This window comes from Cedecea sp. AS113, assembly GCF_037152415.1.
Classification (GTDB): domain Bacteria; phylum Pseudomonadota; class Gammaproteobacteria; order Enterobacterales; family Enterobacteriaceae; genus Cedecea.
The window spans coordinates 78,450-103,365 of the sequence record NZ_JBBCMI010000006.1; the positions used below are offsets into that span (position 1 = coordinate 78,450).

The 24,916-nt window shown below is 54.7% G+C and carries 27 protein-coding genes and 1 other annotated feature (1 of these 28 running past the window's edge); of the genes, 18 read left to right on the forward strand and 9 right to left on the reverse strand.

The window, feature by feature from the left end; genetic code table 11:
* Positions 1–327 precede the first annotated feature (327 nt).
* From WFN87_RS09030 to hutH, 8 genes are all read left to right on the forward strand, one after another.
* The gene (locus WFN87_RS09030; protein ID WP_166874910.1) at positions 328–1,548 is read left to right on the forward strand and encodes an aspartate aminotransferase family protein; all 1,221 of its coding nucleotides are present in this window, start codon (positions 328–330) and stop codon (positions 1,546–1,548) included.
* The gene (gene astA / locus WFN87_RS09035) at positions 1,545–2,579 is read left to right on the forward strand and encodes an arginine N-succinyltransferase (RefSeq protein WP_039302203.1); all 1,035 of its coding nucleotides are present in this window, start codon (positions 1,545–1,547) and stop codon (positions 2,577–2,579) included. Before WFN87_RS09030 ends, astA begins: the two co-directional genes overlap by 4 nt.
* Complete coding sequence (gene astD, locus WFN87_RS09040) at positions 2,576–4,054, forward strand: succinylglutamate-semialdehyde dehydrogenase (RefSeq protein ID WP_336982544.1); 1,479 nt, start codon at positions 2,576–2,578, stop codon at positions 4,052–4,054. Before astA ends, astD begins: the two co-directional genes overlap by 4 nt.
* Positions 4,051–5,382 (forward strand): N-succinylarginine dihydrolase, encoded by a 1,332-nt coding sequence (gene astB / locus WFN87_RS09045; protein ID WP_336982546.1) that lies wholly within the window; start codon positions 4,051–4,053, stop codon positions 5,380–5,382. Before astD ends, astB begins: the two co-directional genes overlap by 4 nt.
* A 10-nt stretch (positions 5,383–5,392) precedes the next feature.
* A complete protein-coding gene (gene astE / locus WFN87_RS09050) occupies positions 5,393–6,358 on the forward strand; it encodes a succinylglutamate desuccinylase (protein ID WP_008456619.1) in 966 nt (321 codons plus the stop codon).
* A 334-nt stretch (positions 6,359–6,692) separates the two neighbouring features.
* Positions 6,693–7,178 (forward strand): ATP-independent periplasmic protein-refolding chaperone Spy, encoded by a 486-nt coding sequence (gene spy, locus WFN87_RS09055; RefSeq protein WP_336982549.1) that lies wholly within the window; start codon positions 6,693–6,695, stop codon positions 7,176–7,178.
* A 473-nt stretch (positions 7,179–7,651) separates the two neighbouring features.
* Positions 7,652–8,197, forward strand: a complete 546-nt coding sequence (gene ves, locus WFN87_RS09060; protein ID WP_336982551.1) for an environmental stress-induced protein Ves — start codon at positions 7,652–7,654, stop codon at positions 8,195–8,197.
* Positions 8,198–8,460: 263 nt separating this feature from the next.
* Positions 8,461–10,005, forward strand: a complete 1,545-nt coding sequence (hutH, locus tag WFN87_RS09065) for a histidine ammonia-lyase (protein WP_336982553.1) — start codon at positions 8,461–8,463, stop codon at positions 10,003–10,005.
* A 29-nt stretch (positions 10,006–10,034) separates the two neighbouring features.
* On the opposite strand, the gene cho is transcribed toward hutH, so the two are convergent.
* The 3 genes from cho to nadE form a co-directional block, all read right to left on the reverse strand.
* Entirely contained in the window at positions 10,035–10,898 is an 864-nt protein-coding gene (cho, locus tag WFN87_RS09070; protein WP_336982555.1) for an excinuclease Cho, read from the reverse strand.
* Positions 10,899–10,964: 66 nt separating this feature from the next.
* Positions 10,965–11,855 carry an aromatic amino acid DMT transporter YddG gene (gene yddG, locus WFN87_RS09075; RefSeq protein WP_008456610.1) on the reverse strand — a complete coding sequence of 297 codons (891 nt, stop codon included), beginning with the start codon at positions 11,853–11,855 and terminating at the stop codon, positions 10,965–10,967.
* 65 nt (positions 11,856–11,920) lie between these two features.
* Positions 11,921–12,748, reverse strand: coding sequence for an ammonia-dependent NAD(+) synthetase (gene nadE / locus WFN87_RS09080; RefSeq protein WP_008456608.1), 828 nt, complete (start codon positions 12,746–12,748; stop codon positions 11,921–11,923).
* A 267-nt stretch (positions 12,749–13,015) separates the two neighbouring features.
* On the opposite strand from nadE, the gene osmE reads away from it, so the two are divergent.
* Both osmE and cedA read left to right on the forward strand, forming a co-directional pair.
* A complete protein-coding gene (osmE, locus tag WFN87_RS09085) occupies positions 13,016–13,357 on the forward strand; it encodes an osmotically-inducible lipoprotein OsmE (protein ID WP_008456607.1) in 342 nt (113 codons plus the stop codon).
* A 151-nt stretch (positions 13,358–13,508) separates the two neighbouring features.
* Positions 13,509–13,745: a cell division activator CedA gene (gene cedA, locus WFN87_RS09090; RefSeq protein WP_008456606.1), complete on the forward strand. Its 237-nt coding sequence runs from the start codon at positions 13,509–13,511 to the stop codon at positions 13,743–13,745.
* A gap of 45 nt (positions 13,746–13,790) precedes the next feature.
* Here the strand turns inward: cedA and WFN87_RS09095 are convergent, their stop codons facing one another.
* The 3 genes from WFN87_RS09095 to hxpB all read right to left on the reverse strand — a co-directional run bounded on the left by WFN87_RS09095 (position 13,791) and on the right by hxpB (position 16,695).
* Positions 13,791–15,182, reverse strand: coding sequence for an L-cystine transporter (locus tag WFN87_RS09095; protein WP_336982557.1), 1,392 nt, complete (start codon positions 15,180–15,182; stop codon positions 13,791–13,793).
* 132 nt (positions 15,183–15,314) lie between these two features.
* Positions 15,315–15,905, reverse strand: a complete 591-nt coding sequence (locus WFN87_RS09100) for a metal-dependent hydrolase (protein WP_008456602.1) — start codon at positions 15,903–15,905, stop codon at positions 15,315–15,317.
* A 121-nt stretch (positions 15,906–16,026) separates the two neighbouring features.
* Positions 16,027–16,695 (reverse strand): hexitol phosphatase HxpB, encoded by a 669-nt coding sequence (hxpB, locus tag WFN87_RS09105; protein WP_008456600.1) that lies wholly within the window; start codon positions 16,693–16,695, stop codon positions 16,027–16,029.
* Between the two features lie 168 nt (positions 16,696–16,863).
* On the opposite strand from hxpB, the gene WFN87_RS09110 reads away from it, so the two are divergent.
* On the forward strand, positions 16,864–17,400 hold the full coding sequence (locus tag WFN87_RS09110) for a YniB family protein (RefSeq protein WP_166874878.1): 537 nt from the start codon (positions 16,864–16,866) through the stop codon (positions 17,398–17,400).
* Between the two features lie 36 nt (positions 17,401–17,436).
* Here the strand turns inward: WFN87_RS09110 and WFN87_RS09115 are convergent, their stop codons facing one another.
* The 3 genes from WFN87_RS09115 to pfkB all read right to left on the reverse strand — a co-directional run bounded on the left by WFN87_RS09115 (position 17,437) and on the right by pfkB (position 19,706).
* Positions 17,437–18,297, reverse strand: a complete 861-nt coding sequence (locus WFN87_RS09115; RefSeq protein WP_336982560.1) for a fructosamine kinase family protein — start codon at positions 18,295–18,297, stop codon at positions 17,437–17,439.
* 98 nt (positions 18,298–18,395) lie between these two features.
* Positions 18,396–18,677: a type V toxin-antitoxin system endoribonuclease antitoxin GhoS gene (gene ghoS / locus WFN87_RS09120; RefSeq protein ID WP_008456593.1), complete on the reverse strand. Its 282-nt coding sequence runs from the start codon at positions 18,675–18,677 to the stop codon at positions 18,396–18,398.
* 99 nt (positions 18,678–18,776) lie between these two features.
* Positions 18,777–19,706 carry a 6-phosphofructokinase II gene (gene pfkB, locus WFN87_RS09125; protein ID WP_336982563.1) on the reverse strand — a complete coding sequence of 310 codons (930 nt, stop codon included), beginning with the start codon at positions 19,704–19,706 and terminating at the stop codon, positions 18,777–18,779.
* Between the two features lie 291 nt (positions 19,707–19,997).
* Here pfkB and WFN87_RS09130 point away from each other — a divergent pair, with 291 nt between their 5' ends.
* The 7 genes from WFN87_RS09130 (at position 19,998) to pheM (ending at position 24,847) form a co-directional block, all read left to right on the forward strand.
* Positions 19,998–20,756, forward strand: a complete 759-nt coding sequence (locus WFN87_RS09130; RefSeq protein WP_008456590.1) for a DUF481 domain-containing protein — start codon at positions 19,998–20,000, stop codon at positions 20,754–20,756.
* 124 nt (positions 20,757–20,880) lie between these two features.
* Positions 20,881–21,135 carry a hypothetical protein gene (locus WFN87_RS09135; protein WP_008456587.1) on the forward strand — a complete coding sequence of 85 codons (255 nt, stop codon included), beginning with the start codon at positions 20,881–20,883 and terminating at the stop codon, positions 21,133–21,135.
* A 257-nt stretch (positions 21,136–21,392) separates the two neighbouring features.
* Positions 21,393–23,321 carry a threonine--tRNA ligase gene (gene thrS, locus WFN87_RS09140; RefSeq protein WP_008456585.1) on the forward strand — a complete coding sequence of 643 codons (1,929 nt, stop codon included), beginning with the start codon at positions 21,393–21,395 and terminating at the stop codon, positions 23,319–23,321.
* A 3-nt stretch (positions 23,322–23,324) separates the two neighbouring features.
* Positions 23,325–23,867, forward strand: a complete 543-nt coding sequence (gene infC, locus WFN87_RS09145) for a translation initiation factor IF-3 (RefSeq protein ID WP_071530481.1) — start codon at positions 23,325–23,327, stop codon at positions 23,865–23,867.
* Positions 23,868–23,958: 91 nt separating this feature from the next.
* On the forward strand, positions 23,959–24,156 hold the full coding sequence (gene rpmI / locus WFN87_RS09150) for a 50S ribosomal protein L35 (RefSeq protein ID WP_006118955.1): 198 nt from the start codon (positions 23,959–23,961) through the stop codon (positions 24,154–24,156).
* Between the two features lie 44 nt (positions 24,157–24,200).
* Positions 24,201–24,557, forward strand: a complete 357-nt coding sequence (gene rplT, locus WFN87_RS09155) for a 50S ribosomal protein L20 (protein ID WP_000124850.1) — start codon at positions 24,201–24,203, stop codon at positions 24,555–24,557.
* 240 nt (positions 24,558–24,797) lie between these two features.
* Positions 24,798–24,916 (forward strand) — a sequence feature (Phe leader region); it runs 5 nt beyond the window's last position.
* Positions 24,803–24,847, forward strand: a complete 45-nt coding sequence (pheM, locus tag WFN87_RS09160; RefSeq protein WP_106120997.1) for a pheST operon leader peptide PheM — start codon at positions 24,803–24,805, stop codon at positions 24,845–24,847. It overlaps the preceding feature by 45 nt.

The following is a 24,916-nucleotide window of genomic DNA, read 5'->3' on the forward strand; positions in this document are numbered from 1 at the left end:
ATTTGCACCAAAATTGATCTCGATGCGCAAAAAGGGGGCGAAAACGGCAGGCAAATCCCGAAGGCGATCACAATTCCAGCATTATATTTTACCACTGCATAATATTTCTTGTTTTCGTGTCGAAAATCAGGCGGCACGTTAAAACTATGCACTTTTTATTCATTTTATATGAATAGTGTGTGTTTTTAAGTTATTGATTTTTCGTTTACCCCTCCGGTTTATGCATTTTTATCGCTGGCTGGCACGATGCCTGCAATCTACATTTACAGCGCAAACACTCAATTATTTAACATTTAATAAACTTTTTGTTTACCGTGAGGGGTCACTATGTCGCAGTCAATTACACGCCAACATTTCGACGAATGGATGATGCCGGTTTATGCCCCTGCGCCTTTTATTCCGGTTCGTGGCGAGGGTTCCACCCTGTGGGATCAGCAGGGAAAAGACTACATCGACTTTGCCGGTGGCATCGCGGTTAACGCCCTGGGACATGCTCACCCTGAAATGCGCAAAGCGCTGGAGGAGCAGGCGGCAAAATTCTGGCACACCGGCAATGGCTACACCAATGAGCCGGTATTGAAGCTGGCGAAGCAGCTCATCGACGCTACCTTTGCGGAGAAAGTGTTCTTCTGTAACTCAGGGGCCGAGGCCAACGAGGCGGCGCTGAAGCTGGCGCGTAAGTATGCCCATGATAATTTTGGCGCACAGAAAAGCGGCATCGTAGCGTTCAAGAACGCGTTCCATGGCCGCACGCTGTTTACCGTCACGGCCGGTGGTCAGCCCGCTTATTCTCAGGACTTTGCGCCGCTGCCGCCGCAGATTAACCACGCGGTATTTAACGATTTACAGTCTGCCCGTGAGCTGATTAACGACGAAACCTGTGCGGTGATCGTCGAGCCTATGCAGGGTGAAGGCGGGGTCGTTCCAGCGACGCCAGAGTTCCTTCAGGGGCTGCGCGAACTTTGCGACAAACACAACGCCGTACTGATTTTTGACGAAGTACAAACCGGCGTGGGCCGCACCGGCTCGCTGTATGCCTATATGCATTATGGCGTGACGCCGGACGTACTCTCGACGGCCAAAGCGCTGGGCGGCGGCTTCCCGATCGGCGCGCTGCTGACCACCGATCGCTTTGCCAAAGTGATGGTGGTGGGCACCCACGGCACCACCTACGGCGGCAACCCGCTGGCCTCTGCTGTGGCCGGACGCGTGCTGGAAATCATTAATACGCCGGAGGTGCTCAACGGCGTGAAGCAGCGCCATGACTGGTTTGTTGAGCGCCTGAACCACATTAACCAGAAGCACCAGCTGTTCAGTGAAGTACGCGGCTTAGGGCTGCTGATCGGCTGTGCCCTGCGCCCTGAACATGCCGGTAAAGCGAAACTTATTCTGCAGGCTGCCGCGCAGGAAGGCCTGATGATGCTGATCGCCGGGGCTAACGTGCTGCGTTTTGCCCCTGCGCTCATCGTCAGCGAAGCAGAAGTTCAGCTGGGCCTGGATCGCTTCGAGCGTGCCTGCGAACGCTTCCTCGCGGGAGTTTCATCATGATGGTAATCCGCCCGATTGAACGAGGCGATCTGCCGGGGTTGCTTAAGCTTGCCGGGAAAACCGGGGGCGGACTGACCTCGCTCCCCGCCGACGAAAAAACGCTGGCCGACCGAATCGAACGCTCGCTGCAGACCTGGCAGGGCGGGTTGCCGAAGGGCGATCAGGGCTATGTTTTTGTGCTGGAAGATACCAGCAGCGGCCAGATGGTGGGGATTTGCGCCATTGAGGTGGCCGTGGGCCTGAACGACCCCTGGTACAACTACCGGGTCGGGACGCTGGTTCATGCCTCCAAAGAGTTGAATATCTATAACGCACTGCCGACGCTTTTTCTCACCCACGACCACACCGGAGCGAGCGAGCTTTGCACGCTGTTCCTCGACCCGGCCTGGCGTAAAGAGGGCAACGGGTATCTGTTATCCAAGTCTCGTTTTCTGTTTATGGCCGCCTTCCGCGAACGCTTCAACGACAAAGTGGTTGCCGAGATGCGCGGGGTAATCGATGAACACGGGCATTCACCGTTCTGGGAAAGCCTTGGGAATCGCTTCTTCTCTATGGAGTTCGCTCGCGCTGACTACTTGTGTGGCACCGGGCAGAAAGCTTTTATTGCCGAGCTGATGCCAAAACACCCGATTTATACCGACTTCCTTTCCAAAGAGGCTCAGGCGGTTATTGGCCAGGTGCATCCGCAAACGGCGCCAGCGCGCACCGTGCTTGAAGCCGAAGGATTCCGCTATCGTAACTATGTCGACATCTTCGACGGTGGTCCTACGCTGGAGTGCGATATCGACCGCGTGCGGGCGATCCGCAAGAGCCGCCTGCAAACCGTCGCTGTCGGCCAGCCTGCTACCGACGAACTGCCCGTTTGCCTGGTCGCCAACGAAAATTACCACCAGTTCCGCGTGATGCTGATCAAAGCCGATCCCAAAGGCGAGAAACTGGTTATTGATGCCGCCACCGCCGATGCGCTGAAGTGCGCCAGCGGCGACACCGTGCGCGTGGTGCGCCTGTGCCCTGAGGAGAAAAAAGTATGACTAACTGGATCAACGGACAATGGGTGCCGGGCCGCGGCGAAGCGCTGTTAAAACATAACCCTGTCAGCGGCTCGCTGCTGTGGGAAGGGCTGGTGGCGGATAAAACGCAGGTAGAAGAAGCCTGCCGTGCGGCTCGTGCGGCGTTTCCCGCCTGGGCGAAACGCCCGTTTGCAGAACGCCAGGAGATTGTGGAGCGTTTTGCCGGCCTGCTTGAGACGAATAAAACTGCACTCGCTGAAACAATTGCGCAGGAAACCGGCAAACCTCGCTGGGAAGCGGCCACCGAAGTGACCGCGATGGTCAATAAGATTGCCATTTCCATCAAGTCTTACCACACCAGAACGGGCGAAACGCACACCGCGATGCCGGACGGGGCGGCGACTTTACGCCATCGCCCTCACGGCGTGCTGGCAGTCTTTGGCCCTTACAATTTCCCTGGCCATTTGCCCAACGGTCATATCGTGCCGGGACTGCTGGCCGGCAACACCCTGGTGTTTAAGCCGAGCGAGCTAACGCCGCGTATCGGTGAGCTGGTGATGAAGTTGTGGGAGGAGGCCGGTATCCCGGCTGGCGTGCTGAACCTGGTGCAGGGGGGACGCGAAACCGGCGAGGCGCTGTCTAATCAGTCGGAACTTGATGGGCTCCTGTTTACCGGCAGTGCGGGCACCGGCTACCACCTTCACCGGCAGTTTGCCGGGCAACCGGAGAAGATCCTTGCCCTGGAAATGGGCGGGAACAACCCGCTGATCGTCGAAGATCCGCAGGATATCGACGGCGCCGTTCACGTGGCTATCCAGTCGGCGTTTATCACCGCCGGGCAGCGCTGCACCTGCGCCCGCCGTCTGCTGGTGAAACAGGGTGAGCAGGGGGATGCATTTATTCGTCGCCTGGTTGAAGTCTCTGCCCGTTTGCAGCCGGGGGAATGGGACGCTATGCCACAACCGTTTATTGGCGGATTGATTTCGGTGCAGGCGGCTGAAAGGGTGCTGACCGCGTTTCAGGCTCACGTAGCCCGCGGCGGTAAACCGCTGCTTGAACCAAAAATGATTCGGCCAGGCACCTCTTTACTGACGCCGGGCATCGTGGAGCTTAGCGGCGTGGTCGACGTGCCGGATGAAGAAGTGTTTGGCCCGCTACTGGCGATTTACCGCTATGACAGCTTTGACGACGCGATTCGGATGGCGAACGACACACGCTACGGCCTGGCGAGCGGGCTGATTTCACCGTCCCGCGAACAGTTTGACCAGCTTTTACTGGAAGCCAGAGCCGGGATCGTGAACTGGAATAAACCGCTGACCGGGGCCGCCAGCATTGCGCCATTCGGCGGCGTGGGCGCTTCAGGTAACCACCGCGCCAGCGCCTGGTATGCGGCGGATTACTGCGCCTGGCCGATGGCCTCGTTGGAAAGTACAAGCTTCGCGTTGCCACCAACCCTGAGTCCAGGGCTAGATTTTAGCCGCGAGGAGCAGCCATGAAGAAAGCACGTGAGGCCAACTTCGACGGACTGGTGGGGCTGACCCACCATTACGCCGGGCTGTCGTTCGGCAATGAAGCCTCGACGAAGCACCAGTTTCGCGTGTCTAACCCGAAGCTGGCGGCGAAGCAGGGGCTACTGAAAATGAAAGCGCTGGCAGACGCGGGTTATCCGCAGGGCGTGATAGCCCCGCAGGAGCGTCCGAATATTGGCGTGCTGCGTCAGATAGGCTTTAGCGGCAGCGACGAGCAGGTTGTTGAGAGTGCTGCTCGGCAAGCTCCGCAGCTGCTGTCCGCCGCCAGTTCGGCCTCTTCGATGTGGGTGGCCAACGCGGCGACGGTATCACCGTCAGCCGATACGCTGGACGGTAAAGTGCATCTCACCGTCGCCAACCTGAACAATAAGTTCCACCGTGCCAGCGAAGCACCGACGACGGAAAGCGTGCTGCGGGCGATGTTCCGGGATACCGGGTGTTTTGCCGTGCACGGCGCGCTGCCGCAGGTGGCGATGTTTGGTGACGAAGGTGCCGCCAACCATAACCGTTTAGGCGGCGAGTATGGCGAGCCGGGCGTGCAGCTGTTTGTTTATGGTCGCGAAGACTCGAAAAGCGGGCAGGCACCGGCCCGCTATCCCGCTCGTCAGACGCTGGAGGCCAGCCAGGCCGTGGCACGTTTGAATCAGGTACGTTCTGAGCAGGTTATCTTCGCTCAGCAAAACCCGGCGGTGATCGACCAGGGCGTTTTTCACAACGACGTTATTGCAGTTTCTAACCGCGAGGTGCTGTTCTGCCACCAGCATGCGTTTGTGGATCAGCCGGGGCTTTATCAGCGCCTGCGCGAAAAAGTCCCGGGCTTTACGGCCCTGGAAGTCCCGGACGATTTGGTTTCGGTGGCGGATGCGGTTTCGACCTATCTGTTTAACAGCCAGCTGTTGAGTCGCGCCGACGGCGGCATGACGCTCGTGCTGCCGGAAGAGTCTCGCCAGCATCCAGGCGTCTGGCGCTACCTTAATCAACTGCTGGAGGCGGATAACCCTGTCCGTGAGCTGCAGGTGTTTGATCTGCGCGAAAGCATGGCTAACGGCGGTGGCCCGGCCTGTTTACGCCTGAGAGTGGTACTGACGGACGAAGAGCTCAAAGCCGTTAATCCGGCGGTGATGATGAACGACACGCTGTTTATGACGCTTAATGGCTGGGTTGATCGCTGGTATCGCGACCGTTTAACCCAGGCTGATTTAGCCGACCCGCAGCTGTTGCGCGAGGGGCGTGAAGCCCTGGATGAACTGACGCACATTCTGGATTTAGGTTCCGTGTACCCGTTCCAGCAATAGGGGAGAAATAATGATTGATTTTCTGGCGCAGACGCTGGCCGGCAAGGCGCCTGAACAAACCTCCGGGGAGAATGCTTATCTCAGCTGGCGCTGGTGGGATGAAGGTATTCTGACGTTGACGCCGCGTGAGGCGGCAGGGAAAGCGCTGGTCATATCGGCCGGGATTCACGGCAACGAAACCGCCCCGGTGGAGATCCTTGGCCAGTTGACCAACGGCTTGATCGCGGGGCAGCTTCCGCTGCAGTGGCGCACGATGATTATTCTGGGTAACCCAGCGGCGCTGCGCGCGGATAAGCGTTATACCCATAGCGACATGAACCGTATGTTTGGCGGGCGCTGGCAGCAGTTTCCTGAAAGCGTAGAAACCCAACGTGCGGCCAGGCTTGAACATGCCCTCGAGCAATTCTGGTCGCGAAGTGAGGAGCAAACTCGCTGGCATCTGGATATGCATACCGCTATTCGTGGCTCTTATCACCCCCGGTTTGGCGTGCTTCCTGCGAGGCCGCTGCCTTATAGCGAGAGCTTTTTAACCTGGCTGGGCTGCGCCGGGCTGCAGGCGCTGGTGTTTCATCAAAAGCCCGGTGGCACCTTTAGTCATTTCAGCAGTGAGCATTTTGGGGCGCTGAGCTGTACGCTCGAGCTGGGAAAAGCCAGGCCGTTTGGGCAGAACGATCTTGGTCAGTTCGCGATAACTAAAGAAGCAATCTCAGCGTTGTTAAGCGGGGCAGAGCCGCCGGTCATGGAGATAGAACCGCAGCGTTACCGTGTCGCTCAGCAAATCACCCGACAGTCGGAGAAATTTGTGCTGCATATGTCCGGCCAAACGCAGAACTTTACCGCGTTTTCGAAGGGCACCCTGCTGGCTGAAGATGGTGAGAAGCGTTATGTCGTTGCCGGCGAAAAAGAGTACGTTTTATTCCCCAACCCGGATGTGGCGCTGGGGCTGAGAGCGGGCCTGATGCTGGAGGAAATTTAAACTTTAAGCAGCTCTGAATAATTGAGCTGCTTAATCATTTCGTATTGTTAATTTATTTGCGGATAATTCCTGGGTACAGGGTTTATTCGTTAGGTTAATTGCTGTACACTCTTCATATTGTCTTTATAATCAGTGCTTTGTTATATTTAGTTGCACTATTCCCCGCCTTAATCCTTATTTTCTTCATAATTGATGCATTCTTGTTTTATACCCTTTCAATGATTTACGGATGCCACCGTCTCCTTGACGATAAGACTCGTAAACTCATTCTCGTCAACACGGCATCGTCGTTTTAAGCGAGCCGTCAATTTAATGAAAAGAGAAGGTTAAAAATATGCGTAAATTAACTGCACTGTTCGTCGCTTCTACCCTGGCTCTGGGTGCCGCTAACCTGGCGCATGCTGCAGACGCCACCCCGGCTGCGGCCCCACAAACCGATGCTCCGATGATGCACCATAAAATGATGCGCGGCCCTATGCACGACATGATGTTTAAAGACCTGAACCTGACCGATGCGCAGAAACAGCAAATTAAAGACATTATGAAAGAACAGCGCGGCAAGATGCAGCGCCCGTCCGTTGACGTACGCCGCGCCATGCACGACGTGATTGCCAGCGACAGCTTCGACCAGGCTAAAGCCCAGGCGCAGATTGATAAAATGGCCGAGCAGAACAAAGCGCGTATGCTGGCGCATCTGCAAACCCAGAACAAAATCTACAACATTCTGACCCCGGATCAGAAAAAACAGTTTAATGCGAATTTTGAGAAGCGTCTGACAGAACGCCCTGCGCATGAAGGTAAAATGCCAGCTGCTCAGTAAGCCTGAGCGACTAAATTAAGACCGCCGGTCCTGTTCACAATAGCGAGGTACGCTGTGAACAGGATCGGCGGTTTTCTCGTTTAATCATGTCACTCCACTCTTTCCCCTTCGCTCGACTCAAATAATACCGCCCGGCAATAATCACGCCGACGGGATAAGCCATTTTAAACACTCAATTTCAGCAGCTTACATTCAAAATTGCAGTTCACTCCGCAGATTTTACCGACCGGTATTGAGGGCGATAAATTTACTTTGCTTCCCGATAAAAAAGCCGCTAAATCATTGTCACAAAAATAGAACCAGGGCTACAGCAACCGGCCACGGCTGCCGATAACACTGGCGTCAGGCACAGATCTGACGAACAAAACAGAGAACTGATGAGCAGGCCGCCGGGGGAGCTCTTCCTTTGGGGTCGCTCAATTTAAAGAGCAAATGCCAGGGCACACGGATGCCGTGCGTCCTCAGGAGTGGTGATGGAATTCTTTGATATACGAAAGGTGCCGGTTAACCTCTGGCGCAACGGCGCCGGGGAAACGCGAGAAATATGCTGTTTTCCACCCGCGACGCGAGATTTCAACTGGCGTGCCAGTATCGCCTCTTTGGCCCACAACGGCGAGTTTCCGGTCTTTCCGCAGGTTGACCGGGTAATGACTCTGCTGGAGGGGAGCGAGGTCGTTCTCGACGGCGGAAAGGCGTTCAGGCATACGCTCAAGCGCCATCAGCCTTTTACTTTTGCCGGTGAGCAGCCCGTAAAGGCCGAGCTGACTCGCGGCATGTCGATGGACTTTAACGTGATGACTCGCCGGGACCGATGCCGGGCCCAGGTGCGGGTGGCGTACAGAACCTTTACCACTTTTGGTACCCGAGGCGGCGTTGTTTATGTCCTGAGCGGGGAATGGCAGCTGGAAGATAAGCTGCTTTCACCGGACCAGGGCGCCTGGTGGCAGGAGGGCAGCCACACGCTGCGGCTGTTAAAAAACGAAGGGCAACTGCTGTTCAGCGAAATTACCTATTTGTAGACCGAATGCCCGGAAAACTGGCCGGGCAATGCTCTTTCTTCCTGATGAATATCCTCAGAAACTGCTGTGCAACTGCGGTTTTGTTCTTCATTTCCCCTGCCTGTAAACGCCCGGCAGCATCCCGTGCTGGAAAAATTTCACAAGCGCGATCCGGCTCACCGATCGATAAAAAAGTCCTATGACCCGCTGGCGGATTATTTGGTTTATTAGTTAAGTTGTATATACAAATATAGACAAAAACCCGATGCAAACAGGATGCTGACATGTCAACGCAAAAGAAGCTATGCAGTCTCACTCCAGGTTCCGTTTCACTGGCCACTCTGCGCGAGATCTACCATGGAAACGTGCTGCTCAGGCTTGACCCCGGGGCGGTTGCCGCCGTTGAGCGTGCGCTCGGCACGGTAGAAGCGATTGTTGCCCACGGCGACGTGGTTTACGGTATTAACACCGGTTTTGGCAAGCTGGCACAAACCACCATCGCCACCGATCATCTGGCTGAACTTCAGCGTAATCTGGTGCTTTCTCACAGCGTGGGGCTTGGCGAAGCGCTGCCGGATGATGTTGTCCGACTGGTGATGGCCAGTAAAATTATCAGCCTGTCACGCGGGCATTCCGGCGTTCGTCTGCTGGTGATTGATAGTCTCATTGCGCTGTTTAACTCGGGCGTAATGCCGGTGATCCCGGAGAAAGGCTCGGTGGGGGCATCCGGTGACCTGGCCCCGCTGGCGCATCTGTCGCTGATGTTGCTCGGGGAAGGGAATGTCAGGGTGAACGGCGAACAGATCCCTGCCGGTGAAGGTTTGAAGCTGGCAGGCGTAAAGCCGCTGGTACTGGGGCCAAAAGAGGGCCTGGCGCTGCTGAACGGGACCCAGGTTTCGACGGCGCTTGCGCTGCGAGGGTTGTTTGAGGGCGAGAAGGTGTTTGCTGCCGGGCTGGTGGCGGGGGCCTTGTCGCTGGAGGCTATCAAAGGCTCAGTGAAACCATTCGACGCGCGTATCCACCAGGCTCGCGGCCAGGCGGGACAAATTGATGTGGCTGCGGCGGTCACTGCACTGCTTGCCGACAGTAAAATCGTTGATTCTCATGCCCACTGTGGCCGCGTGCAGGATCCTTATTCCATTCGCTGCGTGCCGCAGGTTATGGGCGCGTGTCTGGATAACCTGCGCCATGCGGCGCGTGTTCTGCAGATTGAGGCCAACGCCGCCTCGGACAACCCGCTGGTGTTCAGCGACACCGGAGAAGTGATTTCCGGCGGCAACTTCCACGCAGAGCCCGTTGCCTTTGCCGCCGATATTATCGCGTTAGCGGTGGCGGAAATTGGCGCAATTTCGGAACGTCGCCTGGCGCTGCTGCTGGATACCGGGCTGTCCGGCCTGCCGCCGTTCCTCGTGAAAGAGGGCGGGATTAACTCCGGCTTTATGATTGCGCAGGTCACCGCTGCGGCACTGGCCTCGGAGAATAAATCGCTCGCTCATCCGGGTAGCGTCGACAGTCTGCCAACGTCTGCAAATCAGGAAGACCATGTTTCGATGGCGACCTATGCGGCTCGCCGTCTGGGATCTATGTGCTTTAACACTGCGGCAGTGGTTGGGATTGAGGCTATGGCGGCCGCTCAGGGCATCGAGTTTCACCGGCCGTTGCGCAGCTCACCCCTTCTTGAAAACGTCTTCGGGGATATTCGCGAACGCGTGGCATTTCTGGAAAAGGACCGCCTGCTGGCACCGGATATCGAGCAAATGCGTCTCTGGGGCTGCAGCGACGGCTGGCCGGAAGCTATCACGAAGCTTCTGCCTTCGTCGGCGGCTTAGCACTTTTAGACTCCTCTCTTGGGGGGAGTCTACTCCAGTTCTATCACCTCATATTCCCCGCTCAGCATCAGCTTGCAAAGGATCTTGTAGCCGTCGTTATCAAAGCCCTCCGGCGGCTGGCGGCGGGTTGTCGCGTCAGTTAACTGTTGCACGGACCCAAGATAAAACCAGTGATCGATCAGGTGATACTCGGTCATCTCCGGGCTGCGTTCCACGATGGCGACGGCGTTTTTCCATGGCCAGCAAATCAGGCGAACCTGTTCGAGAGCCTGAACCAGGCGGGCATGATGCTCGGCCTGAGTCTCTTTCCCGCAACAGGCTCCGGCGCAGCGTTTGAGCGCTGAGCGAAAACAGGCCCGGCCCTTACTCAGTGATTCCAGGCCCAGCATGCCGTAACAGAGGCGATGCTCATCGGCCAGCCCTTGCAGCGTTTGCAGCGCGGCCCGGCGGTTAGCGTACAACCCATACAGGCCCGGCTGGCGGGAGAAATCGACATCTTTGGCATATACAACCTGCGGTGTGTCCCCCTGAAGAGACAGGGAACAAAGCTGGCGGTTACGACGCAGGCGTTTGTTGAACAAAGGCTGTTGCTCTTTGATCATTTGCGCTTCGAGCAGCAGCGCTCCGAGTTCGCCGGCAGTGCGGATAAAGGTAATACGGCGAGACTGCCTCAAGAGTGCGGCTTCATCAGGCGTACGAAAATGGGACATCACGCGCGTGCGGATATTGACACTTTTGCCGATATACAACGGCATAACGTCGCTTTCACCGTGAAAAACATAGACGCCGGGTTTTTTGGGCAGGTCATCAAGCCATGGCCTGAGATGCTCCGGATATTCATAGACCGCCGCGGCTTCAAACTCTAACCGCGACGAATTTGCACGCCTGACCACATCGGACTCCTGGGTACTGTTTATTTCACCAGTATAGCAGTCGTGAAGGTGAAGAGGGAATCGCCCTTAACCATAGTGTCGCGTGGCAAGCCAGCAAAGCAGAGAGCCGCCTACAACCATCAGTACGCCTTGCCAGAAAGCAAAGCCGGGATGCAGACCCAGCCACAGCGTGGCGAGCAGGGCTGATAATACCGGCGTGAAGTAGGAAGCCGTGGCAAGCAGCGTCATGTTTCCCCGCTGGATACCAACATTCCAGGCTGAATAGGCGACGGCGGTAGAAATCCCCATAAATAACAGCTGCGCCGTACCGGATAGCGTGAAATGCATTGTTGGATGTGCCACAAAGGCGAACTTAATCCACAGCACCAGCGCGGTGGCGCAGAAAAACAGGCTGACGCCGCTTTTACCTTCGCTCCAGCGGCGAGTCAGGTTGCAGTAGAGCGCCCAGATGATGGCGGCGGCAAAAGCCAGGCCGTAGGCCAGTGGGTTATCGAGAATGTTGTGCCACATCACGAGAGGCGACCAGTCGCCGTCTCCTTTCATTACCTGCACAATCCCCGCCAGGGAAAGCGCGAGCCCAGGCCACAGCCATAAATTGCTGCGCTGGCCGTTAATAAACAGGGCGAAAAAGACGGTCAGGCAGGGCCAGAGATAATTGATCATCCCCAGTTCCAGGGACTGAGCGCGGGTGTGCGCCAGGCCAATTGAAAGCGCCAGGCTTATTTCATAGCCCACAAAGAGCAGCCCGCCAACCCAGAGATAACGGGGTGGGAGTTCGCGTATTTTGGGCAAACCTCGGGCGAGGCAAAGACACAGCGCGCTGACGGTGTAGAGCAGGGCCGCGCCGCCGACTGCGCCAAAGTGCTCGCTGATGCTGCGCAACAGGCCAACGGAGGTACTCCAGAGCAGGATTGCGATAAGGCCGATAAGCGTGGCGCGTTGCGAAGAGGTGTCCATGTCCATCCTGTAAAAAAGGCGGCACTACGCCGCCCTGAAAAATGCTAATGCAAAGTTGTTTCTGACTATTTTTTCCAGAAATCATCAAACACGGTAATCGGCGGACGGCGTTTGTGTTCCGTTTTCAGATACCAGCCTTCGATGATTTTTGCGGTTTCAGCCGGTACGGTTTTGCCTTCCAGATAATCGTCAATTTGCACGTAGGTTACGCCGAGGGCCGCTTCATCCGGCAGAGAAGGGCGATCGTCTTCGAGATCGGCTGTCGGGGCCTTCAGGTACAAATGTTCCGGGCAGCCGAGCGTTTTCAGCAGCAGTTTGCCCTGGCGTTTGTTGAGGCGGAAAAGAGGATTAATGTCGGTGCCGCCGTCGCCATACTTGGTGAAGAATCCGGTTACGGCTTCCGCGGCATGGTCAGTCCCCACGACGACGCCTTTGGTCATCCCGGCGATGCTGTACTGCGCTTTCATGCGCTCGCGGGCTTTTTCATTGCCACGAACAAAATCGCTCAGCTCGATTCCCGCTTCGCGCAGAGCCTGCTCGCTGGCAAGCACGGCGCCCTTGATGTTCACCGTTAACACGCGATCCGGCTGGATAAACGCAATGGCATCTTGGCAATCCTGCTCGTCGGCCTGTACGCCAAACGGCAAGCGCACGGCGATAAACTGATAGCTGTCGTCGCCGCTTTCTTCACGCAGTTCGCTGATAGCTAGCTGGCAGAGTTTGCCCGCCAGAGTGGAGTCCTGGCCGCCGCTTATCCCCAGCACCAGAGATTTAATAAACGGGTAGGTTTTAAGGTACGTTTTCAGAAAATCAACGCTGACGCGGATCTCTTCGCTGGCGTCGATCTGTGGCTTGACGCCCAGTGCCTGAATAATCTCTTGTTGCAGAGCCATTTAACCCCTCCAATAAGCTGTACCCGCAACGCGCAGGCCGCAAAATTTAACTGTCCTAAAACTTACCCTGTTGCGCTGAAAACGACAAGGCTCAAAGGCTTACCCGGCCTGCAGACGGCGAGTTTTTCTGCAAACCAGACAGGATCCTTATGAATACTCTTATTGTCCGAATTTTCACGCATTAAGGGTAACGAGTTGAAAAATGTTCTTTTATATTCCAGGCTTATCTAACACGCAGGATCAATACATTCATTGATGAGGATAATTATGAATAATAAATTTGCAGGATTTTTAGGCGCGGCAGCGGTAATGACTATGCTGGCAGGGTGTACCGCTTACGATCGCACCAAAGATCTGGTGACTGAGCCGGTGGTGAAAGATGTGAAAAAAGGCATGACTCGTGCCCAGGTTCAGCAGATTGCGGGTAAACCGTCTTCCGAAATCACCATGATCCACGCCAAAGGGACCTGCCAGACCTATATTCTGGGCCAGCGTAACGGTAAAGCTGAAACCTACTTTGTCGCGCTGGATGACACCGGTCGCGTGATGAATTCGGGCTACCAGACCTGCGCTGAATACGACACCGATCCGCAGGCACCTAAAGCCTAAGCTAGCACGCCGTAAAGGACCCGGCTGCAGTCTCTGCGCCGGGCTTTTTTTTGCCTTACGGGCGGAGACAGAGAAGAGGGGGCGACGAGGAAGGGTGAGATCCGCTATCATGGTGAGGTTGTTCACTAATTCAGTTCCAATCCCGTTGCCTATGAAACCACTGCGCCAACCGAATACACGCCCAATCATTACCTACACGCCCCGCGTGGAGCCAGCTCCGCCTTCTCATGCGTGGCGAGTAGACGGGTTCAAAGATGTCTATCTGCTGCGCGGGCAGTATGTAGCGTTTGTTTTACTGGGTGATGCCTTCCGCCAGTCGCCGCCGTTTACTTTGCCCGAGTCGGCACAGCGCTGGGCGAAACAGGTTCGGCAGGAAAACGAAGTATAAAAAAAGGCCGCTAGTGATAGCGGCCTTTTTGTTTTTCAGTTCAGATTAACGGTGGGCTAATTCCACTTCATCGTCGCTGTTCAGAATCTCTTTGTCGGTCTGCTTCATCAACTGGCTGGTAATGGTCCCGGCGGTCATCGACCCGCTAACGTTCAGGGCGGTACGGCCCATATCAATCAGCGGTTCAACGGAAATCAGCAGCGCGACCAGCGTGACCGGCAGCCCCATCGCGGGCAGCACAATCAGCGCAGCGAAGGTTGCACCACCGCCCACGCCGGCTACGCCTGCGGAGCTAACGGTCACAATCCCTACCAGCGTCGCAATCCAGACAGGATCCAGCGGGTTAATCCCTACGGTCGGAGCCACCATCACGGCAAGCATTGCCGGGTAGAGACCTGCACAGCCGTTCTGGCCGATGGTTGCACCGAAGGAGGCAGAGAAGCTGGCGATAGATTCTGGCACGCCAAGACGGCGGGTTTGCGCTTCCACGTTCAGTGGAATACTCGCTGCGCTGGAGCGGCTGGTGAACGCGAAGGTCAGCACCGGCCAGACTTTGCGAAAGTATTTCACCGGGCTAACGCCGTTGAAAGCCAGCAGAACGGCGTGAACGCCAAACATAATTGCCAGGCCAAGGTAAGACGCCACCACGAAGCTGCCCAGCTTGATGATGTCCTGCAGGTTTGAGCCCGCCACTACTTTGGTCATCAGCGCCAGCACGCCGTATGGCGTCAGCTGCATGACCAGGCGAACCAGCTTCATGACCCAGCTTTGCAGGGTGTCGATAGCCACCAGTACGCGCTCACCTTTAGGGGCATCATCTTTCAGCAGCTTCAGCGCTGCGACGCCCAGGAAGGCGGCAAAAATCACCACGCTGATGATAGACGTCGGGCTGGCACCGGTCAGGTCAGCAAACGGGTTTTTCGGCACGAAGGAGAGAATCAGCTGCGGGACGGTCAGGTCAGCCACTTTACCAATGTAGTTGGATTGAATCGCCGCCAGACGAGCGTTTTCTGCATTGCCCTGCACCAGGCCTTCAGCGGTCAGGCCAAACAGATTGGTGACCAGCACCCCGACCAGCGCGGCAATCAGCGTGGTAAACAGCAGTGTACCGATAGACAGAACGCTGATTTTCCCCAGCGAAGATGCATTATGCAGTTTGGCGACGGCACTCAGAATTGAGGCGAAGACCAGCGGCATAACAATCATCTGCAGCAGCTGCACATAGCCGTTACCGACAACATTAAACCACTGAATGGAATCTTTCAGCACCGCGCTGTCGGAACCATAAATGGTGTGCAGCGCCAGGCCAAAGATCACGCCCAGTACCAGACCTGCCAGCACTTTTTTGGCAAGGCTCCATTGCTTGTGGCGAGTTTGCGCCAGCAGCAATAGCAATACAACGAACACCACAATGTTCGCTACCAGTGGAAAATTCATCCCCGTATCTCCTGATTTATTGTCACGCGGCCGCGCAGGGGCGACCGTTATGTTGCAAAGCGTAACAGATGGCAGGGCGTTGGCTTATATTCAAAAGGAATTGATTATTACCAAATGAATGATATTGGCTGTTTAACGCTCAGACTGGTGAGTTATAAAGCTATTAAAGGTGGTTTGCAGCGAATTTATCATCTGCGAAGACCAGCGTACTGCACCGTTTTCGGGCAGGCCCTGGGGCATCCAAACCGCAAAACCAAACAGCGCCATGCACAGGGCGCGCTCAAGCTGATTGCCTTTTTGCGGGCGAACGATGGGGAAACGGAAACGCCAGCGGCACGGCCACAATAGCGGCACCCCGGCAGGCGTTAGCATGTCGGCAAGGATATGGCTGAGGTAACCCAGCACCATACCCTGCAGCGCATCGGCCGGAATGACCCAGCTTTCCGGTACCTTGAGGTAAAACAGTGCCAGCCCGGCGAACACCACAAACAGGCTATGGGTAAACCCCCGGTGGCCGCACATTCGCGCCACCGGTTTTGAGATCCAGCTTAGCCGCTGGCCCAGAAAGGATTTTGGGTGGTCAATATCCGGCAACAGGCAGGTCAGAATCGCGGACGGCACAATATGCCACCAGTCACCCTGGGCGAGGACGGGCGTCAGTTCGGCGTTTTTGGCAAAAACTGCGCAGGCAATAGAAAAGAGCAGGTGGCCTTCCGCCGTCATGATACAACCTGAATGAAGAAACTGTCGATTCATCCAGTATAGGGTTTTTGTACAGTATTCGGAAGAGGTGACGGTGTAACATTTTGTCAGGAAGATGGGCGGCCTGAGCCGCCCGACAGGTTTAGCCTTTCAAGCTTGTTTCCGTTAGCTGAACCAGAGAAGGAAGTTTGACGTCCGCCAGGCACCAGCGTGGGTCCGCAAAGTTCTCCTCGGCAGGCACCACAATGGAGCGCATCCTCGCCGCTTTAGTAGCGATCATACCGTTGACGGAGTCTTCGAGCGTCACGCAGGAGAGCGGATCGATCCCCAGCTTCGCGGCCGCATCGAGATACACTTGTGGATGCGGCTTGCTGTAAGGCAGATGTTCAGCGGAGGCAATAGCGTCGAAGTCCTGGCGCAGGTCGAACATTTCAAGCACCTTTTCCAGCATGTGCAGCGGAGACGCAGAGGCCAGACCAACCTTCAGGCCCAGCGTTTTGCAAAGCTTCACCGCTTCAATAACGCCAGGCAGCAGCGGGCGCTGTTCCTCAACCAACGCAATAGCACGTTCGATAACGCGCGCGGTCACTTCCTCACGGGATGGTCCGGTCCACGGCTGGCGTGAATACCAAAGTTCAACCACCAGGTCGATGCGTAATCCCAGCGTGTCGGGCAGTTCGTGACGACGCGTAATATCGACGCCGATGCTCTCCAGCACGTCCAGCTCCGCACGATCCCAAAGCGGTTCGGAATCTATCAGCAGCCCATCCATATCAAAAATTGCTGCGAGGATTTGGCGCGTTTCGGCCATAAAATGACTCCTTTCTGTTCGTCAAAATAAAATGTTTGTGTATCTTTAGCCGGAAACAAAGCTCGAAGCTACCGCTTTTGCGAATTTAGCCCGCAAAGCTCAGGCGAAATAGCGCCACACAGGGTAGACTTTGAGCGTATAACGTTACGTCCTAATAAAGGGGAGTACATGACGTATCAACAAGCTGGACGCATTGCGATTTTAAAGCGCGTGGCGGGCTGGATTATTTTTATCCCGGCGCTTCTGTCGACGGTAATTTCCATCCTGAAATTTATGTATCAGCACAGCGAAAAACAGCCGGGCATTGACGCCGTAATGATGGATTTCGCCCACGTGATGATTGAGATGATGCGGTTCAATACGCCGTTCCTGAATCTCTTCTGGTACAACTCGCCGCTGCCGGATTTTAACGGCCAGGTGAACGTCTTCTTCTGGCTAATATTTGCGCTGATTTTTATCGGTCTGGCGCTGCAGGACTCCGGGGCCCGCATGAGCCGTCAGGCAAAATTCCTGCGCGAGGGCGTGCAGGATCAGCTGATTCTTGAACAGGCCAAAGGGCCGGAGGGACTCAGCAAAGCGCAGCTCGATGCAAAAGTGGTTGTGCCACATCACACGATCTTACTGCAGATTTTTCCGCTTTATGTCCTGCCGGTGATTGTCATCGTGGTGGGCTATTTCTTCTTCAAGCTGCTCGGCTTTTTATAAAATAACGGGCCACGCCGTTCAGGCGCGGCCTGCTTTTTACGCCACTAATACTTTCTCCAGCGCTTTTTGCGCCGTCACCAGGTGCTGCCCGCCGAACAGAATCGCCCGGTTAAGCAGGGTATAAAGTTGGTAAATGGGTTGGCGGTCGAGGAAGCCCGCCGGAAGAGGAGAGACGGACTGATAGCCGTCGTAAATTTGCGGCGGCTGGTCGTTGTGCAGCGGCAGCATGGCCAGGTCGCATTCCCGGTCACCCCAATAGCAGGCGGGGTCGTAAATAAAGGGCCCGTCAGGCCCGAGGGCGCAGTTGCCCGACCAGAGATCGCCATGCAACAGGGAAGGCTGAGGCTGATGCGAGGCCAGCGCCTGCTGGACAAAATCAACGATCAAATCAATATCGCCATAGTCGATGCCTTTTTCCGCCGCCATTTCCAACTGCCAGCCAATGCGCTGCTCGGCAAAGAAGGTCGACCAGCGTCGCTGCCAGGCGTTGGGCTGCGGGGTGGTGGAGAGATCGTTGTCGAAGTCCAGACCGAACTGCGGCTGGTCGCTCCATTGATGAAGCCGGGCCAACTGCTGACCGAGGAGAAACGCGTTATGGGCATCGAGGGGTTTAGAAGGCAGATACTCCAGCAGCAAGAAGCTGTAATCTCTGTCGCTGCCGAGCGCCCAGACCTTGGGTACTCTGACGGTCTTACTGCGCGACAGGAGCTCTAGCTGATCGGCTTCTGCCGTGAAGATGGGCAGCATTTCGCGTTCGTCACACTTGACGAAAATCTCGTGGCCCGCATAACGAATATGCCATGCCGCGTGAATTTCGCCGCCGGGTAGCTCAGTGCGCTGTTCAATCTCTGCTTCGCCTAACTGCTCGCTTAACAAATGACGGATGGCTTGCCACATGACTTTTCTCCCCAGGTTGGCTGGTAGACACTGCAATCAATAGCTTATCGCCGTTTGCCGGGCAAAAACACGCGCTGACGCACAACCCCGGCCAGTACTTACTTTTGTTTCTGCCAGGCTTCCCAGCGGGTAACGACGACGTCAGGCTCCGTGCCAAGCGCTACGCTTCCCAGCCCTCTGGCCAACGCTGCAACTTCTTGTTCATCAAGCGGACTGATTAGCCCGAAGCTGCCCGGGCCAAGTTCGTGAATTTTGCCTTGATCATCGGTGAGCGTGAGGGTAAAACCGCCGCGCGTGAGCTGGTTGTTCAGCTCGTTGATGTCGGCCAGGCTTTGCTCTTCAAATTGCACCGTTATCAGATAGCGTTCAACTTCGCTCATAGTCACCCCGTTGTTATCCTGAAGGTTTTAGCATAGTTCATGCTGCCGGAATGGCGATATTCTCGCTCGGCGGCAGCCCGTTTATTCTGCAACGAAACGTTAGCCTCGTAGCCAGGCGTAGATCTTCTGCGTATTTTCCAGCGAGCAGAGGCGGGTGCCTTTGTTCAGCGTAGCGGCACTGCCGGCAGCCACGCCATAGCGAACGATATCCAGCAGAGGCGCGTTTTCCGCAAGCTTGAGCGTCATGGCGCCAACCATGCTGTCTCCGGCGCCGACGGTGCTTTGGCTTTTGACCGGCGGTGGCACAACGTGCACACACTCTTGTGTATCAACCGCCAGGGCTCCCTGGGCTCCCAGAGAAACCACGACGCGTTTTGCCTGGCCGCTGTCGACAAGGTGCTGCGCGGCGGCTCGCACATCGTCCGGCTGCGTAAGTTCGCGCTGAACTAAGGCGCTCAGCTCTTTTTGGTTTGGCTTCACCAGTTCGATGTTGCCTAACGCGAGTGTGGCTTTCAGTGCCTCTCCTGAGCTGTCCACGATGCAGCGTATGCCTTTCTCCTGAGCCATTTTTACCAGGCGGCAGAGCTTTTTGAGATCAACGCCCGGCGGCAGGCTCCCGCTGATCGCCAGAATATCGCCGGAATGAAGGGCAAGGGCTTTTTGTTCCAGGTGCAGGAATTCATCCTCCGTCAGGGCGGCTCCAGGCATAACGAATCGATATTGTTCGCCGGTAGATTCGGTATGTACGTGCAGGTTCTGGCGAGTCCAGTCTTTCGCTTCCACGGTGTCCACGGTGACATGCTCTTCAAGCAGCAGATCGCGAAGGTGCTGGCCAGTCGCGCCGCCGACCGGAAATATCGCCGTGGCGTGTCCCCCCAAATGGACAATGGCACGGGCAACGTTTATACCGCCGCCGCCGGGTTCAAAGATGGGCGAGGTGCAGCGAAGTTTCCCTTCAGGATAGATTTGCGCCGTGACGGTGGCGCTGTCGAGGGAAGGGGCGAGGGTGAGTGTAAAAATAGCGGTCATGTCTCCTCCTTTTTTAGCCATTGTCCTAAAGCGTAGCACCGAAGCGGGAAGTGAAATGTTAATTAAAATCATGATTTATCGAATGATTATCCAAAAACCATAACCTTCGTATCCTTATGAAAATAAAGATATTTTAAGAGCTCTCTTATACAAAAAATGAAACAAGAATCCATTGCTATGTTATTGCGGAGTTTTTATAATTTGTAACCTTTCCGGGGCGGCTTCGATTTGATCCCGAGGAAAGATTCCGGAACCTTAATGGTTTCTTTTTTGTGTTGTACGGATTAATAAATGAAGCTTTTAAAGACAGTGCCGGTTGCGCTTTTACTCACCGGTGGAGCGTTCTTTAGCCATTTCGCAGTGGCAGATGACTCAGTATTTACTGTCATGGATGACCCGACTACCGCGAAGAAACCCTTCGAAGGTAATCTGAATGCAGGCTATCTTGCGCAGGCAGGCAATACCAAAAGTTCCAACTTGACTGCAAACACCAATATGACCTGGTACAATACGGCTACCGCCTGGTCAATTTGGGGTACCGCCAGCAACACCTCTTCCAACGATGTACGCTCTTCCGAGAAATACTCAGCGGGTGGGCGTGGTCGTTACAACATGACTGACTATGACTATCTCTTTGGTCAGGCCAGCTGGTTGACTGACCGATACAACGGCTACCATGCGCGCGATGTCTTCACTGCGGGTTATGGTCGCCAGTTGCTGAACGGTCCAGTTCACAGTCTGCGTGTGGAATTCGGTCCAGGTGTGCGTTATGACGAATTTACCGATGGTAAAAACGAGACTCAGGCGTTGGGCTATGCGTCTGCGACTTACAACTGGCAGCTGACCGACAACGCTAAGTTTATTCAGGGCGTGTCCGTGCTGGGCAGTGACGACACCACGGTGAACTCCGAAACGGCGCTGGATGTGGCTATCAGTGAGCACTTTGGCCTGAAAGTAGGCTATAACGTGACCTGGAACTCCGATCCGCCGTCTACTGCACCAAACCATACCGACAGACGTACGCAAATTACGCTCGGGTATAAAATGTAAGATTAAGAAGCCGGACAATATCCGGCTTTGTTTTTTCCTCGTGCGCCCACTCTTCGTTTTTTCCTATCCTTTTGAGAACCAAAACCACCTGGCAAAACGCATCGCGCCCTGAGAATAATCGTGCATGACTATCTATCGCGTACGAGTGGGGTTTCATAACCCTTCAGCCCTGACCTTCAGGCAGCTTGATGAAATTCTGGAGCCGCAGCGATTCTGGCGCACTGAGTCCGGCGGTGGGACTTTTCGCTATTTTATGGAATACGAATATGAGTCGGAACTGAGAGACCTTTGTGCGGTGTGCGACCTGGCTTACTCCCAGGCTTGTAAGGTAAAAAAATGCCCGCTGGTGCTGGTGGAAGAGAAAGACAAAGCGGCATAACGCGCATTGAAAAGGGTGGGCGACGGCCTTATTTATCAAGCTCGTTCACGGCAACAAGGGATGTATTCCCCTTCCTGTTAGTGTTACCATCTGCGATTCAGGTGAGATGGCAGTGATGCCATTTTCATTTGTACACCAGACTGCGTACCAATTCGGCGATTGTTGGTCAAATGGTTACGCAACGAGTTGTTCTAAATCCAATTTCTCTACTGTATGTGATCTTTCGTGTGGGTCACCACTGCAGATAAGGACTTAACATGCCTGTTATTACTCTTCCTGATGGCAGCCAACGCCATTACGACAAACCCGTTAGCCCAATGGACGTTGCGCTGGACATCGGTCCAGGTCTTGCCAAAGCGTGTATCGCTGGCCGCGTAGACGGTGAACTGGTTGATGCTTCCGATATTATCGAAAACGACGCGAAGCTCGCCATTATCACCGCTAAAGACGAAGCGGGTCTGGAAATTCTTCGCCACTCTTGTGCTCACCTGCTCGGTCATGCCATCAAGCAGCTGTGGCCGCACACTAAAATGGCGATCGGCCCGGTTATCGACAACGGTTTCTACTACGACGTTGATCTGGACCACACCCTGACGCAGGAAGATCTTGAGCTGCTCGAGAAGCGTATGCACGAGCTGGCCGAGAAAGATTACGACGTTATCAAGAAAAAGGTGAGCTGGCAGGAAGCGCGTGAGACTTTCGTCAACCGCGGCGAAAACTACAAAGTTGCCATTCTTGATGAAAATATCAGCCATGATGACAAACCAGGTTTGTATCATCATGAAGAATACGTGGATATGTGCCGCGGGCCACATGTGCCAAACATGCGTTTCTGCCATCACTTCAAGCTGCAGAAAACCTCCGGCGCATACTGGCGCGGTGACAGCAACAACAAGATGCTGCAGCGTATCTACGGCACTGCCTGGGCGGACAAAAAGCAGCTGAATGCTTATCTGCAGCGTCTGGAAGAAGCATCCAAGCGCGATCACCGCAAAATCGGCAAGCAGCTTGACCTGTACCATATGCAGGAAGAAGCGCCGGGTATGGTGTTCTGGCATAACGACGGCTGGACGATTTTCCGCGAGCTGGAAGTGTTCGTCCGTTCCAAGCTGAAAGAGTACCAGTACCAGGAAGTGAAAGGTCCGTTCATGATGGACCGCGTTCTGTGGGAAAAAACGGGCCACTGGGACAACTACAAAGACGCGATGTTCACCACCTCTTCCGAGAACCGTGAATACTGCATCAAACCGATGAACTGCCCGGGCCACGTGCAGATCTTCAACCAGGGCCTGAAGTCCTACCGCGACCTGCCGCTGCGTATGGCGGAATTTGGTAGCTGCCACCGCAATGAGCCTTCGGGCGCGCTGCATGGCCTGATGCGTGTTCGCGGCTTTACTCAGGACGACGCCCACATCTTCTGTACTGAAGAGCAGGTTCGCGATGAAGTAAACAGCTGTATCCGCATGGTCTACGACATGTACAGCACCTTCGGTTTCGAGAAAATCGTGGTGAAACTGTCTACCCGTCCGGAAAAACGCATCGGCAGTGACGAAATGTGGGATCGCGCGGAAGCGGATCTGGCTGTTGCATTGCAGGAAAACAATATCCCGTTTGACTATCAGCCGGGTGAAGGTGCATTCTACGGCCCGAAAATTGAGTTCACGCTGTATGACTGCCTGGATCGTGCCTGGCAGTGCGGTACCGTTCAGCTTGACTTCTCCCTGCCAACCCGCTTGAACGCCTCCTATATTGGCGAAAATAACGAGCGTTTGGTGCCGGTAATGATTCACCGCGCCATTTTAGGTTCAATGGAACGCTTTATCGGTATTCTGACCGAAGAGTTTGCTGGTTTCTTCCCAACCTGGCTTGCTCCGGTGCAGGCGGTGGTGATGAATATCACCGACGGCCAGGCAGAATACGTTAACGAATTGACTCGTAAACTCCAAAATGCGGGCATTCGCGTAAAAGCAGACTTGAGAAATGAGAAGATAGGCTTTAAAATCCGTGAACACACGTTACGTCGTGTCCCTTATATGCTGGTTTGTGGCGATAAAGAGGTCGAAGCAGGCAAAGTTGCCGTTCGTACCCGCCGCGGCAAAGACCTGGGGAGCATGGACGTCAACGAATTGATTGAAAAGCTGCAGCAAGAAATTCGCAGCCGCAATCTTCATCAACTGGAGGAATAAAGTATTAAAGGCGGAAAAAGAGTTCAACCGGCGCGTCCTAATCGCATTAACAGAGAGATTCGTGCCACTGAGGTTCGTCTGACCGGTATTGATGGCGAGCAGATTGGTATTGTCAGTCTGAATGAAGCTTTAGAAAAAGCCGAAGAGGCTGGGGTTGATTTAGTAGAAATCAGTCCAAACGCCGAGCCGCCTGTTTGCCGCATCATGGACTACGGCAAGTTCCTCTACGAGAAAAGCAAATCTTCTAAGGAACAGAAGAAGAAGCAAAAAGTTATTCAGGTTAAGGAAATTAAATTCCGACCTGGTACCGATGATGGCGACTATCAGGTAAAACTCCGCAGCCTGGTTCGCTTTCTGGAAGACGGAGACAAAGCCAAAATCACCCTGCGTTTCCGTGGGCGTGAAATGGCACACCAACAGATTGGTATGGAAGTGCTTAACCGCGTCCGTGACGATTTGAGTGAACTGGCAGTGGTCGAATCCTTCCCAACGAAGATCGAAGGCCGCCAGATGATCATGGTGCTTGCTCCGAAGAAGAAACAGTAAGGCCATCAAGTAACAGACCGCGGGGCTTAGGCCTCGCGGGTTTTGTTCGCCTACTGGTTCGTTTTATTAACAATGCGAAGTGGAAATTGAAATGCCAAAGATCAAAACAGTACGCGGCGCCGCTAAGCGCTTCAAAAAGACTGCTTCTGGCGGTTTTAAGCGTAAGCACGCTAACCTGCGTCACATTCTGACTAAAAAGTCTACCAAACGTAAACGTCATCTGCGTCCGAAAGGCATGGTCTCCAAAGGGGATCTGGGCTTGGTTGTCGCTTGCCTGCCGTACGCATAAGTAAACTTTTTTTAATTAATTCAGAATAGAAACAGGAGAGCTAAATGGCTCGCGTAAAACGTGGTGTAATCGCACGTGCTCGTCACAAAAAAATCCTCAAACAAGCTAAAGGCTACTACGGTGCGCGTTCTCGCGTATACCGCGTTGCCTTCCAGGCTGTTATCAAAGCTGGTCAGTACGCTTACCGCGACCGTCGTCAACGTAAACGTCAGTTCCGCCAGCTGTGGATTGCACGTATCAACGCTGCAGCTCGTCAGAACGGTATCTCTTACAGCAAATTCATCAACGGCCTGAAAAAAGCCTCTGTTGAAATCGACCGTAAGATCCTGGCTGACATCGCCGTATTCGACAAAGTGGCATTCACTGCCCTGGTTGAGAAAGCGAAAGCAGCTCTGGCATAAGCCAGTTATAAGAGGGAGCTTGCTCCCTCTTTTAATTTATCCCCGTCATACTTCAATCTGTAGCTGCGTTAACTGCACTTGCTGACCCCAGTCACTTACTTAAGTAAGCTCCCGGGGATAATCGAGCTTGTCGCCTTACTACAAATCGAATTATTAGGGCATAACACAATCAATTTATTGACTTTCAACGCCGTAGCTCGTTCAATAGCCAAAGCGAAATTTGTCAAAACAAGGTAACTGCAAGCATGAATGCTGCTATTTTCCGCTTCTTTTTTTACTTTAGCGCCTGATTCAGGGGGCTTTGCGCGTAAGAAAAGAAACGAAAAACAGCGCCGAAAGCCTCCTGTACGGAGGCTTTT